14 protein-coding genes are annotated in these 18,702 nt (G+C 57.6%); 5 read left to right on the top strand and 9 right to left on the bottom strand.

Annotation, left to right across the window (positions count from 1 at the left end; translation table 11 throughout):
- Position 1: 1 nt before the first annotated feature.
- From rraA to ppsA, 3 genes are all read right to left on the bottom strand, one after another.
- The gene (gene rraA, locus ACIQYF_RS15935; protein ID WP_019407990.1) at positions 2–493 is read right to left on the bottom strand and encodes a ribonuclease E activity regulator RraA; all 492 of its coding nucleotides are present in this window, start codon (positions 491–493) and stop codon (positions 2–4) included.
- A gap of 185 nt (positions 494–678) precedes the next feature.
- A complete protein-coding gene (locus ACIQYF_RS15930; RefSeq protein WP_402863566.1) occupies positions 679–1,632 on the bottom strand; it encodes an alpha/beta fold hydrolase in 954 nt (317 codons plus the stop codon).
- 104 nt (positions 1,633–1,736) lie between these two features.
- The gene (gene ppsA / locus ACIQYF_RS15925) at positions 1,737–4,112 is read right to left on the bottom strand and encodes a phosphoenolpyruvate synthase (RefSeq protein ID WP_402863563.1); all 2,376 of its coding nucleotides are present in this window, start codon (positions 4,110–4,112) and stop codon (positions 1,737–1,739) included.
- A gap of 178 nt (positions 4,113–4,290) precedes the next feature.
- Between ppsA and ACIQYF_RS15920 the strand changes: the two genes are divergently transcribed.
- Positions 4,291–5,109, top strand: coding sequence for a pyruvate, water dikinase regulatory protein (locus ACIQYF_RS15920; RefSeq protein ID WP_402863560.1), 819 nt, complete (start codon positions 4,291–4,293; stop codon positions 5,107–5,109).
- 122 nt (positions 5,110–5,231) lie between these two features.
- Here the strand turns inward: ACIQYF_RS15920 and prpD are convergent, their stop codons facing one another.
- The 6 genes from prpD to ACIQYF_RS15890 form a co-directional block, all read right to left on the bottom strand.
- A complete protein-coding gene (gene prpD, locus ACIQYF_RS15915) occupies positions 5,232–6,716 on the bottom strand; it encodes a 2-methylcitrate dehydratase (protein WP_402863557.1) in 1,485 nt (494 codons plus the stop codon).
- 198 nt (positions 6,717–6,914) lie between these two features.
- Positions 6,915–8,105: a 2-methylaconitate cis-trans isomerase PrpF gene (prpF, locus tag ACIQYF_RS15910; RefSeq protein WP_402863554.1), complete on the bottom strand. Its 1,191-nt coding sequence runs from the start codon at positions 8,103–8,105 to the stop codon at positions 6,915–6,917.
- Between the two features lie 78 nt (positions 8,106–8,183).
- Positions 8,184–10,775 carry a Fe/S-dependent 2-methylisocitrate dehydratase AcnD gene (acnD, locus tag ACIQYF_RS15905; RefSeq protein ID WP_402863551.1) on the bottom strand — a complete coding sequence of 864 codons (2,592 nt, stop codon included), beginning with the start codon at positions 10,773–10,775 and terminating at the stop codon, positions 8,184–8,186.
- Between the two features lie 92 nt (positions 10,776–10,867).
- Positions 10,868–11,995, bottom strand: coding sequence for a 2-methylcitrate synthase (gene prpC / locus ACIQYF_RS15900; RefSeq protein WP_402863548.1), 1,128 nt, complete (start codon positions 11,993–11,995; stop codon positions 10,868–10,870).
- Between the two features lie 202 nt (positions 11,996–12,197).
- Positions 12,198–13,085 carry a methylisocitrate lyase gene (prpB, locus tag ACIQYF_RS15895; RefSeq protein WP_402863545.1) on the bottom strand — a complete coding sequence of 296 codons (888 nt, stop codon included), beginning with the start codon at positions 13,083–13,085 and terminating at the stop codon, positions 12,198–12,200.
- Positions 13,082–13,804 carry a GntR family transcriptional regulator gene (locus ACIQYF_RS15890; protein ID WP_402863542.1) on the bottom strand — a complete coding sequence of 241 codons (723 nt, stop codon included), beginning with the start codon at positions 13,802–13,804 and terminating at the stop codon, positions 13,082–13,084. The genes prpB and ACIQYF_RS15890 overlap by 4 nt, the downstream gene beginning before the upstream one ends.
- Before the next feature lie 281 nt (positions 13,805–14,085).
- Here ACIQYF_RS15890 and ACIQYF_RS15885 point away from each other — a divergent pair, with 281 nt between their 5' ends.
- From ACIQYF_RS15885 to pabB, 4 genes are all read left to right on the top strand, one after another.
- Positions 14,086–14,622, top strand: a complete 537-nt coding sequence (locus ACIQYF_RS15885; protein WP_402863539.1) for an ATP-dependent zinc protease — start codon at positions 14,086–14,088, stop codon at positions 14,620–14,622.
- A 5-nt stretch (positions 14,623–14,627) separates the two neighbouring features.
- Entirely contained in the window at positions 14,628–16,160 is a 1,533-nt protein-coding gene (locus tag ACIQYF_RS15880; protein WP_402863536.1) for an inactive transglutaminase family protein, read from the top strand.
- Entirely contained in the window at positions 16,160–17,146 is a 987-nt protein-coding gene (locus tag ACIQYF_RS15875) for an alpha-L-glutamate ligase-like protein (RefSeq protein WP_402863533.1), read from the top strand. Before ACIQYF_RS15880 ends, ACIQYF_RS15875 begins: the two co-directional genes overlap by 1 nt.
- Positions 17,147–17,324: 178 nt before the next feature.
- A complete protein-coding gene (gene pabB, locus ACIQYF_RS15870) occupies positions 17,325–18,668 on the top strand; it encodes an aminodeoxychorismate synthase component I (RefSeq protein ID WP_402863530.1) in 1,344 nt (447 codons plus the stop codon).
- The last annotated feature ends 34 nt before the right edge of the window (positions 18,669–18,702 follow it).

Raw genomic sequence — 18,702 nt, 5'->3', positions numbered from 1 at the left:
TTTAGTCAGGCATTTTCAGCGCAGACGGCGAAATAATAACGCCATTGTTATCTGCGTAAATGAATTCTCCCGGGCGGAACGTGACACCTGCAAACGTCACCGCCACGTTTAAATCACCAATCCCGCGCTTGTCGGTCTTCAGCGGGTGACTGGCCAAGGCCTGAACGCCAAGGTCTGTTTGCGCTATGACGTCCACGTCGCGAATGCAGCCGTAGATCACCAATCCTTCCCAGCCATTCTTGGCCGCTTTTTCAGCCAGCATGTCGCCCAGCAATGCCCGGCGCAGGGAACCACCACCATCAACCACCAAGACCTTGCCATTGCCCTTAAGCTCGACCTGGTCTTTGACCAGCGAGTTATCTTCAAAGCATTTGATGGTCACAATCTCGCCACCAAAGGAATCACGCCCGCCAAAGTTGCTGAACATGGGCTCCAGCACCTGCACCAGCTCAGGGTAGGCATCGCACAAATCGGGAGTGATGTAGTGGTTCATGAAAAAGCTCCTGTTTAGGGTAGGCGCAACGAAGGTTGTTAACGTTATAGACGTTCAGCTGGAAGCTGGCTTTATAGGTGGATCCAAGAACCAATCAGCCAATCACTCACAAAATATGACTAAAACAAGGCAGCGCGTCACATGGTAGCCGCAACCTTTGCCATCCGAAACCCCGACGACACTTATCAGCGCTTCTCAACCTGCGCCAACCAGTCACGCACCAATGGCCACACTTCTTGCTGAGCCGCCGGGCTCACCAACATCTCGACATGACCAAAGTCGCTGCTAAATGTCTGCCCGCGCGCCAAAGAGATGAATGTACGCTGCGCAGAGCCTAGCTGGTCATACAATGTGCGGCACGCCCACGGAGGCGTTACCCGATCACCTTGCGCAGCGACAACCAGTGCAGGCAGTTGAAGCTCGGCCAGCCCAGCCCACCAATCGCGCTCAGCGTCTTTGAAACGGCCCAGAAAGCCATTCCAGCGCAAGGTCTCCAGGGCAATACTGACAGGCTCGTCTTCCGGCCCGCGCTTGAGCCGTGTACCTGACAAGTGCGTAAAACGCTTTAGCAGTAGATAAGCGCACCCTTGCACCGGCGGAATTTTCAGTAACCAGTAACGGCGATTGATCTGACAGCCGAAAAACGCGACCGAGGCCACGTCATTCGCGTCCAGATACTGACCACCGAGGGCCGCAGCCAGACTGATAGCCCCTTGAGAGTGGCCGATCCAGTGCGGGGCTTGCCCACTCTGCTCTTGCACAAACGCATTAATGGCCGGCAAATCGTAGCGGGCATAGTCGGCCACGCTATTTTTGGCCCAGTGAATATTGCGCGACGACAGACCATGGCCACGCATTTCCGGTAGCCACACATCAAAGCCTGCACGCGCCAAAAACGCGCCCAGCCCAACCCCTTTGGGCGAGTACCAGAAACGTCGATTGGAAAAGCTGCCGTGCAACAGGATTACCGGCACACCCCGCACCTGACTGGCGTCGGCCATGCCCAGGCGGGTGACCACCAACTCCACGGAAATATCCGGACTGTTAGCGGGTTTCAAGCGATAAACGTCTTCGCTCAGATCCCCCCGACGCTCAGCGCTAATCAGGGCAACGGGAAAAAGATGACTGCTGCTTTGCATAATGCTCTTGCACAAAAAAGGGCGAATCCACATCGGAACTCGCCCTAAAACTGCTTATAAAGAGCAGAACTGCCTGATGGCAACCCTGCCCCTCTCTCAACGACTCAAGCTTGCGCTTGACCTTCAGCCAGGAAGAACCAGGTTTCCAGCACGGAATCCGGGTTCAACGACACGCTTTCAATGCCCTGCTCCATCAACCACAGCGCCAGATCCGGATGGTCGGATGGCCCTTGGCCGCAAATACCGATGTACTTGCCGGCCTTGTTGCACGCCTGAATAGCGTTGGACAGCAGCTTTTTAACCGCCGGGTTACGCTCGTCGAACAAGTGCGCGATCACACCCGAGTCACGGTCCAGGCCCAGGGTCAACTGAGTCAGGTCGTTGGAGCCGATCGAGAAGCCGTCGAAGAATTCAAGGAACTCTTCAGCCAGAATCGCGTTGGACGGCAGTTCACACATCATGATGATGCGCAGACCGTTTTCACCGCGCTTGAGGCCGTTTTCAGCCAGCAAGTCGATCACCTGGCTCGCTTCGCCCAAGGTACGCACGAATGGCACCATGATTTCGACGTTGGTAAAGCCCATGTCATTGCGTACACGCTTAAGGGCGCGGCATTCGAGCTCGAAGCAATCACGGAAGTTTTCGCTGATGTAACGCGAAGCACCGCGGAAGCCCAGCATCGGGTTTTCTTCTTCCGGCTCGTACAGCTTGCCGCCGATCAGGTTCGCGTATTCGTTGGACTTAAAGTCCGACAAACGCACGATCACCTTCTTCGGGGTAAACGCGCCAGCGAGGGTGCTGATGCCTTCAACCAGTTTGTCGACGTAGAAATCGACTGGATCGTGGTAGCCCGCGATGCGCTTGTCGACGCTGTCTTTGATTTCTTGCGGCAAACCTTCGTAGTTCAGCAGCGCCTTTGGGTGCACACCGATCATACGGTTGATGATGAACTCCAGACGGGCCAGGCCCACACCGGCGTTCGGCAACTGTGCAAAGTCAAACGCACGGTCAGGGTTACCGACGTTCATCATGATTTTGAACGGCAGTTCCGGCATGGCATCAACAGAGTTTTTCTTGATGTCAAAGCCCAGCTCGCCTTCAAAGATGAAACCGGTGTCGCCTTCGGCACAGGAAACCGTCACGCCCTGGCCGTCTTTCAACAGCTGAGTGGCATTACCGCAACCCACGACCGCCGGAATGCCCAGCTCGCGCGCGATGATCGCTGCGTGGCAGGTACGTCCGCCACGGTTGGTCACGATGGCGCTGGCGCGTTTCATTACCGGTTCCCAGTCCGGGTCGGTCATGTCCGATACCAGCACGTCGCCCGGCTGGACCTTGTCCATCTCGGACACGTCTTTAATGATGCGAACCTTGCCCGCGCCAATACGCTGGCCAATCGCGCGACCTTCCACCAGCACAGTGCCGGTTTCTTTGAGCAGGTAGCGCTCCATCACGTTGGCCTGGGTGCGGCTTTTCACGGTTTCAGGACGGGCCTGAACGATGTACAGCTTGCCATCATCGCCGTCTTTGGCCCACTCGATGTCCATCGGGCACTTGTAGTGCTTCTCGATGATCATCGCTTGCTTGGCCAGTTCGCTGACTTCAGCGTCGGTCAGGCAGAAACGCTCGCGATCGGCCTTGTCAACGTCGATTACCTTGACCGACTTACCGGCCTTGGCTTCGTCACCGTAGATCATCTTGATGGCTTTGCTGCCCAGATTGCGGCGCAGAATCGCAGGGCGACCGGCTTCCAGGGTTTGCTTGTGGACGTAGAACTCGTCCGGGTTTACCGCACCTTGTACGACGGTTTCGCCCAGGCCGTATGCGCCGGTGATAAACACCACGTCACGGAAGCCCGATTCAGTGTCCAGGGTGAACATCACACCCGCGGTGCCGGTTTCGGAGCGCACCATGCGCTGCACACCTGCCGACAGGGCGACCAGTTTGTGGTCAAAGCCCTGGTGCACGCGGTAAGAAATCGCACGGTCGTTGAACAAGGAGGCAAACACCTCTTTGGCCGCACGAATCACGTTTTCAACGCCACGGATGTTCAGGAAGGTTTCTTGCTGACCGGCAAAGGAAGCGTCCGGCAAGTCTTCGGCGGTGGCCGAGGAACGCACGGCGACGGCCATGTCCGGGTTGCCTTGAGACAGGGTGGCAAAGGCAGTGCGAATTTCAGCGTTGAGTTTCTCAGGGAACTCAGCCTCCATGATCCATTGACGGATCTGGGCGCCGGTCTTGGCCAGGGCATTCACGTCATCAACATCCAGCGCATCCAGCGCTGCATGAATCTGCTCGTTCAAGCCACTCAGCTCAAGAAAATCACGGTAAGCCTGGGAAGTCGTTGCAAAACCACCGGGAACCGAAACGCCAGCGCCTGCCAGGTTGCTGATCATCTCGCCGAGGGATGCGTTCTTGCCCCCTACGTGCTCTACATCATGGACGCCGAGCTTATCGAGGGAAACTACGTACTCTACCAAGGTGATCTCTCCACTAACTGTGTTGGGAAAAGCTCAGGGCGCTGGACACTCATCTCTGGAGCATCTCAGCGTTTGTGGCCTGGACCTGGAAAATAAGTGACACTGCCTGCCATTCAGGGCGACAAAATCGCGCCTATCATATCCAAGAAACGTCACCAGCTTAAGGCCCAAGGCGCAAATGAAACGATCTGCTTTCTTTATTTCCGACGGCACCGGCATTACGGCCGAAACCCTCGGTCAGAGTTTGTTGGCACAATTTGAAAACGTGACCTTCAGCAAATTCACACGCCCATATATCGATAGCGTGGAAAAAGCGCGGTTGATGGTACAACAAATCGATAACGCCGCCGAAAAAGACGGCGTTCGCCCGATCATCTTCGACACCATCGTGAATCAGGATATTCGCGAGATCCTGGCCACTTCCAATGGTTTTACGATCGACATCTTTTCCAGTTTCCTGGCGCCACTTGAGCAAGAACTCGCTGAACACTCTTCATACTCGGTCGGTAAATCGCACTCTATTAGCCATAACTCCAACTATATGGAGCGTATCGAGGCGGTGAACTTTGCCCTCGACAACGATGACGGCGCGCGCACCCACAAATACGACAAGGCCGATCTGATTCTGGTGGGCGTGTCGCGTTGCGGCAAAACGCCGACCTGCTTGTACATGGCCATGCAATTTGGCATTCGCGCGGCCAACTACCCGTTAACCGAAGACGACATGGAAAACCTGAAGTTGTCACCCGCCCTGCGCGAGCACAAACACAAACTGTTCGGCCTGACCATCGACCCTGACCGTTTGACTGCCATTCGTAACGAGCGCAAACCCAATAGTCGCTACTCAAGTTTTGCCCAGTGCGAATTTGAAGTCCGCGAAGTTGAGCGCCTGTTCCAGCGCGAAAACATCCCGCATATCAACTCCACACACTTCTCGGTTGAAGAAATCTCGGCCAAGATTCTGGTCGAGAAAGGCGTAGAGCGGCGCTTCAAATGAATCACCTGTAGCCGCTGCCGAAGGCTGCAATAAGGACCGCAGGGCCTTTGAGCTCAGCGAGCTTGAAGGCACGACTGCTTCGCGCCCCCTCGCAGCTTTCGGCAGCAGCGACAGATACCCTGTTAGATCACCAGTAAATCGACAAATGTGTGAACCGGCGTTTCTTCAAGTACAGCCTGGTCTTTGCACAGATCAAAAATCTGCTGGCAGCGCTGGCCTACGAAGCGCGTCGCCAGGTTGGCCTTGAACTTGTCTTCCAGCAGCGGAATGCCCTCTGCCCGGCGCCGACGATGGCCAATCGGGTATTCCACCACCACTTGCGCAGTACGGGTCCCGTCCTTGAAAAACACCTGTATCGCATTGGCGATGGAACGTTTATCAGCCTCCAGATATTCGCGGGTGTAGCGCGGCTCCTCGACGATGACCATTTTCTCGCGCAATTGATCGATGATCGGATGCGCTGCGTGGAAGTCATCTTCGTACTGCTCGGCCACCAGATTGCCAAACACCAGCGGCACGGCGGTCATGTATTGAATGCAGTGATCACGATCCGCCGCGTTGGCCAATTTGCCTTGCTTGGAAATAATCCGAATCGCTGATTCGTGGGTTGTAATCACAATTGTGTCGATCTCGTGCAGGCGATCCTTCACCTGCGGGTGCAGCGTCACTGCCGCCTCGCATGCCGTTTGCGCATGGAACTCGGCCGGAAAACTGATTTTGAACAGCACGTTTTCCATCACATACGTGCCGTAAGGCTGCGACAGGCGGAACTGACGCTGGCCTTCAGGCTTGAGCGCCAGGTCCTTGTTGGTGTGGCTGAACAGCACGTCGTAAAAGCCCCACTGCGGTGCCGTCAGCACGCCCGGAATGCCCATCTCACCGCGCAGCGCAATATCGGCCAGGCGCACGCCCCGGCTGGATGCATCGCCCGCCGCCCAGGATTTGCGCGACCCGGCATTCGGCGCGTGGCGATACGTACGCAATGCCTGACCATCAACAAACGCATGGGACAACGCCGACAATAACTGCTCGCGGTTAGCGCCCATCAACTTGGCGCACACCGCCGTGGAGGCGACCTTGACCAGCAATACGTGATCCAGCCCGACACGATTAAAGGCGTTTTCCAGGGCAATTACGCCTTGAATCTCGTGTGCCATGATCATCGCTTCAAGCACCGCACGCACCTTCAACGGCGCCTCGCCGTTGACCACGCGCTTTTGCGAAAGGTGGTCGGCTACCGCCAGAATCCCCCCTAGATTGTCCGAAGGATGCCCCCATTCCGCCGCCAACCAAGTGTCGTTGTAATCCAGCCAACGCACGATGCAACCGATGTCCCACGCAGCTTTCACCGGATCGAGGCGAAACGAGGTGCCAGGAACCCGAGCACCAAACGGCACCACCGTGCCTTCGACAATCGGACCAAGGTGTTTGGTGCATTCGGGAAAGCGCAGCGCCAGCAAGCCACACCCCAACGTGTCCATCAGGCAGTTACGGGCGGTGTTCAGGGCTTCCTGGGACGTGATGCGATAGTTCAGGACGTAGTCGGCAATGTCCTGCAAAACCTGGTCATAGTCGGGACGGTTGTTGAGGTCGACGTTGGCGCTCATGTGGATTGACTCCAATTGGGTGAGTGAGTGTCGTGCTCCATCCTCAGGGTCATCGTGCAGGTCTGAATGCCCGCTCTGAAATACAGTCTTGCCTTTGTGGGAGCGGGTTTGCTCGCGATAGCATCACCGCGACTCATCAGCGAAACCAAGTCGCCTGCATCGCGAGCAAGCCCGCTCCCTGAAGGGTTTTAACCCACCTTAAAAACTATCGCCCGGCACCCGCACCCAGCCTTCCATCAAGACCCGCGCACTGCGGCTCATGATGGCTTTGGTCACGGTCCATTCCCCATCAACCTGCTGCGCTTGAGCGCCTACGCGCAAAGTGCCCGACGGGTGACCAAAACGCACAGCGTTGCGCAATTCCCCGCCCGCCGCCAGGTTAACCAAAGTGCCCGGGATGGCTGCTGCCGTGCCAATCGCAACGGCCGCAGTACCCATCATCGCGTGGTGCAATTTGCCCATCGACAAGGCCCGCACCAACAAGTCCACACTTTGCGCGCTCACCGGCTTACCGCTCGAGGACACGTAATCCACAGGCCCGGCCACAAACGCGACTTTGGGCGTGTGCTGGCGCTTGGCCGCATCTTCCAGCGTGTCGATCAAGCCCATGCGCAACGCACCATGGGCACGAATGGTTTCGAACATGGCCAGGGCTTTCGGGTCGCTGTTGATGTCGTTTTGCAATTCTGCACCGGTGTAACCGATGGCGTGCGCGTTGACGAAAATCGTCGGGATACCGGCATTGATCATCGTCACTTTCAAGTTGCCCACGCCGGGGACTTCAAGCTCGTCCACCAGATTGCCGGTAGGGAACATCGAGCCACCCGCGCCTTCTTCATCGGCTGCCGGATTGAGGAATTCGAGTTGAACTTCTGCCGCAGCAAACGTCACGCCATCCAGTTCGAAGTCACCGGTTTCCTGCACCGCACCCTCGGTGATCGGCACATGCGCAATGATGGTTTTGCTGATATTGGCTTGCCAGATACGCACCACTGCGGTGCCGTTGCGCGGGATGCGACTCGCGTCGACCAGGCCGCTGCTGATGGCAAACGAGCCCACCGCCGCCGACAGATTGCCGCAGTTGCCGCTCCAGTCCACAAAAGGCTTGTCGATCGAGACCTGGCCAAACAGGTAGTCGACGTCATGATCCGCTTGCAGGCTTTTGCTGACGATCACCGTTTTGCTGGTGCTGGAGGTGGCGGCGCCCATGCCGTCGATTTGCTTCTCGTAGGGGTCCGGGCTGCCGATCACCCGCAGCAACAACGCATCACGGGCCGCCCCCGGCACCTGAGCCTTTGCCGGTAAGTCGAGCAGGCTGAAGAACACGCCCTTACTGGTGCCACCGCGCATGTATGTCGCGGGGATTTTGATTTGCGCTGCATAAGCCATAAAGCACAGTCCTCAAGAGCCTTACGGGGGCTGCTGCAAGATCAAAAGATCGCAACCTGCGGCAGCCCCCACAGGGATTTATGCGGTAGCCGATTCCAGGAAATCCTGGGCAAAGCGCTGCAATACACCGCCTGCTTCATAAATCGACACTTCTTCAGCGGTATCGAGGCGGCATGTCACCGGCACCTCGACACGCTCACCATTTTTGCGGGTGATCACCAGCGTCAACGTGGCACGCGGGGTGCGCTCACCGACGACGTCGTAGGTTTCGCTGCCGTCAATCTGCAGGGTTTTGCGATCAGTGCCCGGCATAAACTCCAGCGGCAATACGCCCATGCCCACCAGGTTGGTGCGGTGAATACGCTCAAAGCCCTCAGCGGCAATCGCTTCAACCCCGGCCAGCCGCACGCCCTTGGCGGCCCAGTCACGGGACGAGCCCTGACCGTAGTCGGCACCGGCGATGATGATCAGCGGCTGTTTGCGGTCCATGTAGGTTTCAATTGCTTCCCACATGCGCATCACCTGGCCTTCAGGCTCAAGACGGGTCAACGAACCCTGCTTGACCTTGCCGTTCTCGATCACCATTTCGTTGAACAGTTTCGGGTTGGCGAAGGTCGCACGCTGGGCCGTCAAGTGGTCGCCACGGTGGGTGGCGTAGGAGTTGAAGTCGACTTCCGGCAGGCCCATTTTCGCTAGGTATTCGCCAGCGGCGCTGTCGAGCATGATCGCGTTGGAGGGCGACAAGTGATCGGTTGTGATGTTGTCTGGCAGCACGGCCAAGGGGCGCATGCCTTTAAGCGCACGCGCACCGGCCAGCGCGCCTTCCCAGTAAGGCGGACGGCGAATGTAGGTGCTTTGCGCACGCCAGTCGTACAGCGGCTCGACTTTCGGGCCGGTGTCCTCATGGATCGCGAACATCGGAATGTAGACCTGACGGAATTGTTCCGGCTTCACCGACGCCTTGACCACTGCGTCGATTTCTTCGTCGCTTGGCCAGATGTCCTTCAGGCGGATCTCATTGCCATTGGCATCAAGGCCCAGCACGTCTTTTTCGATGTCGAAACGGATGGTCCCGGCAATCGCATAAGCCACCACCAATGGCGGAGAGGCCAAAAATGCTTGCTTGGCGTACGGGTGAATGCGTCCGTCAAAGTTGCGGTTACCCGACAACACTGCCGTGGCGTAAAGGTCACGGTCGATGATTTCCTGCTGAATCACAGGGTCCAACGCACCCGACATGCCGTTGCACGTGGTGCAGGCAAAGGCCACAACACCAAAGCCCAGTTGCTCCAGCTCGTGCGTCAGGCCGGCTTCGTCCAGGTACAGGGCAACGGTTTTCGAGCCCGGTGCCAGCGATGATTTGACCCATGGCTTGCGGGTCAGCCCCAATTTGTTGGCGTTACGCGCAATCAACCCCGCCGCAATCACGTTGCGCGGGTTGCTGGTGTTGGTGCAACTGGTGATGGCGGCAATAATCACCGCGCCATCGGGCATTTGCCCCGGCACGTCGTCCCACTGCCCGGCGATGCCTTTGGCTGCCAGGTCGCTGGTCGCAACGCGGGCATGCGGGTTGCTCGGGCCGGCCATGTTGCGCACCACCGACGACAGGTCAAAGCTCAGGCCGCGCTCGTATTGCGCGCCCTTGAGGCTTTCAGCCCACAGGCCGCTGACCTTGGCGTAGTTCTCGACCAACTGCACTTGCTGGTCTTCACGCCCCGTTAGCTTGAGGTAGTCAATGGTTTGCTGGTCGATAAAGAACATCGCTGCCGTGGCGCCGTACTCCGGGGCCATGTTGGAGATGGTTGCGCGGTCGCCCAGGGTCAGCGCCGCTGCGCCTTCGCCGAAGAATTCCAGCCAGGCACCCACGACTTTCTGTTTGCGCAGGAATTCGGTCAGCGCCAGCACCATGTCGGTGGCGGTGATGCCCGGCTGCAGTTTGCCGGTCAGCTCAACGCCGACGATTTCTGGCAGACGCATCCACGATGCGCGGCCCAGCATCACGCTTTCGGCTTCCAGGCCGCCGACGCCGATGGCGATCACGCCCAGCGAGTCGACGTGCGGGGTGTGGCTGTCAGTGCCGACGCAAGTGTCCGGAAAAGCCACGCCATCGCGCACCTGAATCACCGGAGACATTTTCTCCAGGTTGATCTGGTGCATGATGCCGTTGCCCGGCGGGATCACATCCACGTTTTTGAAGGCTTTTTTGGTCCACTCAATAAAGTGGAAACGGTCTTCATTGCGGCGATCTTCGATGGCGCGGTTCTTTTCAAACGCCTCGGGATCGTAACCGCCACACTCAACGGCCAGCGAGTGATCGACGATCAACTGAGTCGGCACCACGGGGTTGACTTGCGCCGGGTCGCCACCTTGCAGTGCGATCGCATCACGCAGGCCCGCGAGGTCAACCAGTGCGGTCTGACCCAGAATGTCGTGACACACAACGCGTGCTGGAAACCATGGAAAATCGAGATCGCGCTTGCGCTCGATCAGCTGGCTCAGCGAAGCATTCAGGGTGGCCGGATCGCAGCGTCGCACCAGGTTTTCAGCCAGTACGCGAGCGGTATAAGGCAGGGTGTCATAAGCACCGGGTTTGATCGCATCGACCGCCGCACGGGTGTCGAAGTAATCCAGCCGGGTGCCTGGCAGTGTTTTGCGAAATTCAGTATTCATGGGTGCGGGACTCGATCACGGTTAAGTCTGAGAACACTCTTCCCCCCTGTAGGAGCAAGCTTGCTCCTACAGGGGGGAAGGCGCCCTGCTGGTCAGCGACGCTCGATTGGCACGAACTTGCGCTGTTCAACGCCGATGTACTCGGCGCTTGGGCGGATGATGCGATTGTTGGCGCGCTGTTCGAACACGTGCGCGGCCCAGCCGGTCAGGCGCGAGCACACAAAAATGGGGGTGAACAGCTTGGTTGGAATCCCCATGAAGTGATACGCCGAGGCATGGTAGAAGTCGGCATTCGGGAACAGCTTCTTTTGCTCCCACATGGTTTTGTCGATGGCTTCGGACACCGGAAACAACACGGTATCGCCCACTTCTTGCGCCAGTTTTTTCGACCAGCCCTTGATCACCTCGTTACGCGGGTCGCTGTCTTTATAGATCGCATGGCCAAAGCCCATGATCTTGTCTTTGCGCGCCAACATGCCGAGGGTGCCCTGCACCGCTTCTTCAGCCGAGCCAAAGCGCTCGATCATTTCCATGGCCGCTTCATTGGCGCCGCCGTGCAGTGGGCCGCGCAACGAACCGATGGCCGCCGTGATGCACGAATACAGGTCAGACAGGGTCGAGGCACAGACGCGCGCGGTGAATGTGGAGGCGTTGAACTCGTGCTCGGCATAAAGGATCAGCGACACGTTCATCACTTTGACGTGCAACTCGCTCGGCTTTTTATCGTGCAGCAAGTGCAGGAAGTGCCCCCCAATCGACGCTTCATCGCTCACGCAGTTGATACGTTTGCCGTCGTGGCTGAAGCGATACCAGTAGCACATGATCGCGGGGAAGGCGGCCAGCAGGCGATTGGTCTTGTCCAGTTGCTCGGAAAAGTCTTTCTCTGGCTCCAGGTTGCCCAGGAACGAACAGCCGGTACGCATCACGTCCATCGGGTGCGCGTCAGCCGGGATGCGCTCCAGCACTTCTTTCAACGCCTGGGGCAAATCACGCAGGGTTTTGAGCTTGGCCGTGTAATCAGCCAGCTCGGCTTTGGTAGGCAGTTCGCCGTACAGCAGCAGGTAAGCTACTTCTTCGAACTGGGCATCTGCTGCCAGCTCACGGACGTCATAACCACGATAAGTGAGGCCCGCGCCTTCTTGACCTACGGTCGACAGGGCCGTTTGCCCGGCCACCTGGCCGCGTAATCCGGCACCACTCAATACTTTTGCTTCGGCCATTGCGCTCTCCAATCTTGAATTTGTTAGGGATTCGGCAAGTCTTTGTCGCTTCAATAAGCTTCGTAGCCGTTGACGAGTCTTGCGAGGCTACGTCCGAGCGCGAAGCGGTCGCAAACCAGACAACGTGCTCATCCAGGCATATTGAGCCTTCCGGTTTACGACTGCTGCGCAGAGCTCGTCAGCTGCTACGGGTACTGTTTTGTTACTTCTTGCTCGCAAACAACGCATCGAGCTTTTGTTCAAATTCGTGGTAGTTGATGGCGTCGTACAGCTCCATGCGGGTTTGCATGGTGTCGATCACGTTTTGTTGGGTGCCGTCGCGGCGGATGGCGGTGTAGACATTTTCGGCCGCCTTATTCATCGCGCGGAACGCCGACAGCGGGTACAGCGCCAGGGAAACATCCGCGCCAGCCAATTGTTCGGTGGTGTACAGCGGGGTCGCACCAAACTCGGTGATGTTAGCCAGAATCGGCGCTTTCACCCGATTGGCGAACAGTTTGTACATTTCAAGCTCGGTGATGGCTTCTGGAAACACCATGTCGGCACCGGCCTCAACACACGCCGCTGCACGCTCAAGGGCAGACTCCAGCCCTTCTACCGCCAACGCATCAGTACGCGCCATGATCACAAAGCTGTCGTCGGTCCGCGCATCAACCGCCGCTTTGATGCGGTCGACCATTTCTTGCAGCGAGACGATTTCTTTGTTCGGACGATGACCACAACGCTTGGCGCCGACCTGGTCTTCGATATGAATCGCGGCGGCCCCAAACTTGATCATCGATTTAACAGTGCGAGACACGTTGAAAAACGACGAACCAAAGCCGGTGTCCACGTCGACCAACAGCGGCAGGTCGCACACGTCAGTAATGCGGCGCACGTCAGTCAGTACGTCGTCCAGGCCCGTAATGCCAAGGTCCGGCACGCCCAGCGAGCCTGCAGCAACGCCGCCGCCCGACAGATAAATCGCCTTGAAGCCGGCACGCTTGGCCAGCAAGGCATGGTTGGCGTTGATCGCGCCGACCACTTGCAAGGGGTGTTCGCTGGCGACTGCATCACGGAAACGCTGGCCTGGACTGTTTTTATTGCTCATGACTCACCTCGTGGAGTGGCTGTCTGCTGGGCGCTGTCTTGGTAGTGACGCGCAATATTGCGTTTCGAGGCGCCGATATGTCGGCGCATCAACAACTCGGCCAGTTCGCCGTCGCGATCGGCAATGGCATCGAGAATGCGGTGATGCTCGGCAAACGCCTGGTGCGGGCGATTGGGGGTGGCAGAAAACTGGATGCGGTACATGCGCACCAGTTGATAGAGCTCACCGCAGAGCATTTGGGTCAGCGTGCGATTACCGCTGCCTTGAATAATTTTGTAATGAAAATCGAAGTCGCCTTCTTGCTGGTAGTAGCCGACACCCGCCTGAAACGCCTCATCGCGCTCATGGGTTTCGAGCACCCGGCGCAACTCTGCAATGTCTTCATCGCTCATGCGCTCGGCGGCCAAACGACAGGCCATGCCTTCAAGAGACTCGCGGATTTCGTAGAGTTCGATCAGTTCAGCGTGGCTTAAAGAGACCACCCGAGCCCCTACATGCGGGACGCGTACCAGCAAACGCTGACCTTCAAGACGGTGGATGGCCTCACGCAATGGGCCGCGGCTGATGCCGTAGGTACGCGCCAGCTCAGGTTCGGAGATTTTGCTGCCAGGGGCGATTTCGCCTTTGACAATAGCCGCCTGAATACGCCGAAAGACGTTCTCGGAAAGGGTTTCCGAATCGTCCTGGGCAACCATGACCGGCTCCAGTGTTTGCAGCATATTGTCGACACCTTCAAAATCAATAGCGCCAAAACTAGCGATTTAAGCGCTATCAGTCAAAGGTTAAATTGATATTGTCGACAATCTACCTATTCGACCTTAGTTCTATCGAGTCGGTGGTGGCAGGCACCTGACCCACCTCAACGCTGGCGCCATAAAACCATCATGTTAGAATGCCGACCGCATCCGCCCTGCCCCTTTCATCAGGCAGCCGCACGAGGAAACTTGCACCCCAGCCAGTCGCCTTGAACTGTAGATTGCAAGAGACCACGCTTGGATTTATGAAACTCACTGCCTTTTTTACCCTTCTATGTCTGCTGTGTTTGCCGGGGCTGACCCTTGCCGGCGAAAAAACCGTGTATGGCCTTAATGAATACGCAGAACTGGCTGGAATTGACCTGCTGGTCGCCGCCAAACTCGACACCGGCGCCAAAACCGCCTCGCTGAGTGCCCGCGACATAAAACGCTTCAAGCGCGATGGCGAGAGCTGGGTGCGCTTTTATCTGGCCATCGACGATGCCCACTCGCACCCTATCGAGCGTCCGCTGGCCCGCGTCAGCAAGATCAAACGCCGCTCCGGCGACTACGACCCGCAGGCTGACAAGAACTACACCTCGCGCCCGGTTATTGCCCTGCAAATCTGCATGGGCAAAGCTTTACGCACCATCGAAGTGAACTTGACCGACCGAAGTGCGTTCCAATACCCGCTGTTGATTGGCTCCGAAGCGCTAAAACGCTTTGATGCGCTGGTCGACCCAAGTCTTAAATACGCTGCTGGCAAACCTGCCTGCGTCGCCAACGCTCAAACCGCAGAGTAATTGAAATGCGCGCGCTCACCCTTCACCTGAAAATCTTGATCACCATCCTTGTGGTGCTGGGGATTTCGATTACCGCTTATCAAATCTTTGTCATCGGCATCCCTGTGACCGAAGACGCGACCGACGACCTGTGGAATATCGACGCCAAAGTCGAATTCGTGGCCAACGCCAAAGATCCGGTCAAGATCCAGATGTTCGTCCCGCCACTGAACCGTGACTACGTCAGCCTCAACGAAAGCTTTATCTCGAATAACTACGGGGTGAGCGTCAATCGGGTCGATGGCAACCGCAAAGTCACTTGGTCGGCGCGCCGGGTCAGTGGCAAGCAAACCCTGTACTACCGCCTGGTGTTGACCAAGCGCTATTCGGGCGACAAAACCAAGGCCAAAGGTCCGGTGTTCCGCGACAGCATTGCGGTCGAAGGCCCGGAAAAAATCGCCGCCGAAGCGCTGCTGGCGCCGATTCGCCAGCACTCTGCCGACGTCGAGACCTTTATCAGCGAGACCATCAAGCGGGTTAACAACCTGAATGATGACAACGTGAAACTGCTCCTGGCGGGCGACCCGTCTACCCCGCACAAAGCCCAGATCATCGAACTGCTGCTGTCGATTGCCCACGTCCCCATGGAACGCGTCCACACCATTCGCCTGGTGGCCGATCAACCGCAAAACCCTGAACTGTGGCTGCGCAGCTTCAACGGTAACGACTGGCTGTATTTCAACCCGGAAACCGGCGAACAAGGCCTGCCGTCTGACCGTCTGCTGTGGTGGATCGGCGACGAGCCAATGGTCACGGTTGACGGCGGCAAAAAACCTAACGTGACCTTCAGCCTCAACAACAGCGAAATGAACGCCATTCGCCTGGCCAAGCTGACGGACGAAAATACCGACGCCAACTTCCTTGAGTACTCGCTGTACGGCTTGCCACTGCAAACCCAGCAGACCTTCATGATCATGGTGATGATCCCGATTGGCGTGCTGGTGATTCTGGTGTTGCGCAACCTGATCGGCTTGCAGACCCTCGGCACGTTTACCCCCGTTCTGATTGCCCTGGCGTTCCGCGAAACCCAGTTGGAGTTTGGCATTATCCTGTTTACGGTGATAACAGCCCTCGGATTGATGCTGCGCTCTTACCTTGAACACCTGAAACTGCAAATGCTGCCGCGGCTCTCCGTTGTACTGACCTTCGTGGTGATACTGATCGCGGCCATCAGCCTGTTCAGCCATAAGCTGGGCCTGGAACGCGGGCTTTCTGTGGCGCTGTTCCCGATGGTGATTCTCACCATGACCATCGAGCGACTCTCGATCACATGGGAAGAGCGCGGGGGTGGCCACGCGATGAAAGTCGCTATCGGCACCCTGTTTGCAGCCACGCTGGCGTATCTGGTCATGAGCATCCCTGAACTGGTGTACTTCGTCTTCACCTTCCCGGCGGTGCTGTTGATTCTGGTAGGTTTCATGCTGGCCATGGGTCGCTATCGCGGCTATCGCCTGACTGAACTGGTGCGTTTCAAGGCATTCTTGAAGGCTGATTCCTGATGTTTGGCTTGTGGAAGACCTGGAAGGCCCTGGAAGCCAGGGGCATCATGGGGATCAATCGGCGCAATGCGGACTACGTACTCAAGTACAACAAACGCAGCCTGTACCCGATCGTGGATGACAAGATCATCACCAAAGAGCGCGCGATCAAGGCAGGTATTCACGTGCCGGAAATGTACGGTGTGATCTCCACCGAGAAAGAAATCGAAAAACTCGACGACATCATCGGGGGCCGCAGCGACTTCGTGATCAAGCCTGCGCAAGGTGCGGGCGGCGATGGCATTTTGGTGATCGCGGACCGCTTCGAAGATCGTTTTCGCACGGTCTCGGGCAAGATCATCAGCCACGAAGAAATCGAGCATCAGATTTCCAGCATTCTGACCGGCCTCTACTCGCTGGGCGGTCACCGCGACAGGGCTCTGATCGAATACCGTGTAACACCCGACCAGATCTTCAAAAGCATCAGCTACGAAGGCGTGCCGGACATTCGCATCATTGTGCTGATGGGCTACCCGGTGATGGCCATGTTGCGCTTGCCGACCCGTCAGTCGGGCGGCAAGGCCAACCTGCACCAAGGTGCGATTGGCGTAGGCGTCGACTTGGCAACCGGTCTGACCCTGCGCGGCACCTGGCTGAACAACATCATCAGCAAACACCCGGACACCACCCATGCTGTGGACGGCGTGCAACTGCCCAACTGGGACGGCTTCATGAAGCTGGCGGCCGGTTGTTATGAACTGTGCGGCCTGGGCTACATCGGCGTCGACATGGTGCTCGATCAGGACAAAGGCCCGCTGATTCTTGAACTCAACGCCCGCCCAGGCTTGAACATCCAGATCGCCAACGACTGCGGCCTGACCTTGCGCACCCATGCCATAGAAGCGCACCTGGAAGAGCTGGCGGCCAAAGGCATCCAGGAAACCGTGGAAGAACGCGTGCGCTTTGCCCAAGAGCTGTTTGGACATACTCATCAGAACAAGCAATGACCTGATCACAATGGCTTTTGTGGGGGCGGGCTTGCTCGCGATACAAGCGACGCGGAATGTCAGGCGATGTGCGTCAATCCTATCGCGAGCAAGCCCGCCCCCAAAGGTTTCGACATAGATTTGCGGTCCTACACAAGACTACAATCAGCACCCCGCCCCGATGGCTGATTGGCTTCGCATGTTGACCTGTTCTGTACATCCCCTGCCTTACCATCCCGACCCTGCCCACTACTTTGCAGCGATTCGCCATGCACCTGGCGCCGTGCTGCTGGACAGCGGCCGCCCCATCGCAGATCGCGGACGTTATGACCTGCTGAGCGCGTGGCCAATTGAAGCGTTCGCGGTACAGCCAGAAGAGTCAGGCGGTAGTTTTTTGCAGCGCCTGCGCGGTGCTTTGAAGCAACTGGGCAATGCACAACTGCCCGCACCTTACGAACTGCCTTTTGTCGGCGGACTCATCGGCTATCTGAGCTACGACTTCGGCCGCCAACTCGAACACCTGCCTGCACAATCGCTCAATGACCTGCAATTGCCGGATGCACAGCTCGGCCTGTATACCTGGGCACTGGTCAGCGACCATCACGCAGCGACCAGCCAGTTGGTGTTTCACCCAAGCCTGGCGACCACCGAGCGCGAGCGACTGATTCAACTGTTCACCCAGCCCGTGTCGCCAAAGTCCGGCGCGTTCTCACTCAAACACCCGATGCAGCCCGACATCAGCGCCGAACACTATCAGCATGCGTTGCAAAAAATTCAGCACTACATCCAGGCGGGCGACTGTTATCAGGTCAACTACACCCAGCGTTTCAGCGCTCCGTGCGAAGGCGATGCCTGGACCGCCTATTGCGCGCTGCGTACCGCTTGCCCGACGCCGTTTTCGGGCTTTATCAGCCTGCCCGAAGACGCTGCGATTTTGAGCCTGTCCCCTGAGCGCTTCGTGCATGTCAGCGACAATCAGGTCGAAACCCGCCCGATCAAAGGCACTCGCCCACGCGGCAAAGACAGCGCCGAAGATGCTGCGAACGCCGCCCAATTGTTGGCCAGCGCCAAGGATCGCGCCGAAAACCTGATGATCGTCGATTTGTTGCGCAATGATCTGGGGCGAACCTGCCGCACAGGTTCGGTCAGCGTGCCGCAACTGATCACCCTCGAAAGCTACCCCAACGTTCACCACCTGGTAAGCAGCGTCATCGGCGAACTGGCCGACGGCAAAGACGCGCTGGACCTGATCGGCGACAGCTTTCCAGGCGGCTCGATCACGGGTGCGCCGAAAATCCGGGCGATGCAAATCATTGACGAATTGGAACCGACGCGCCGCAGTATTTACTGCGGCTCGCTGCTGTACCTCGATGTACGCGGAGAAATGGACAGCTCAATCGCCATTCGCAGCCTGTTGATCAAAGACGGGCGCGTGAATTGCTGGGGCGGCGGCGGGATCGTGGCCGACTCCGACTGGCAGGATGAATATCAGGAATCGATCACCAAAGTGAAGGTCTTGCTCGATACGCTGCAAACCCTGTAGCTCACGGTTTTTGTTACCATCCGCCCCACTAGAG

The sequence above is a fragment of the Pseudomonas sp. NPDC096917 genome, assembly GCF_044762555.1.
In the GTDB taxonomy this organism is placed as follows: Bacteria; Pseudomonadota; Gammaproteobacteria; order Pseudomonadales; family Pseudomonadaceae; genus Aquipseudomonas.
This window is presented reverse-complemented; position numbering and strand designations above follow the sequence as displayed.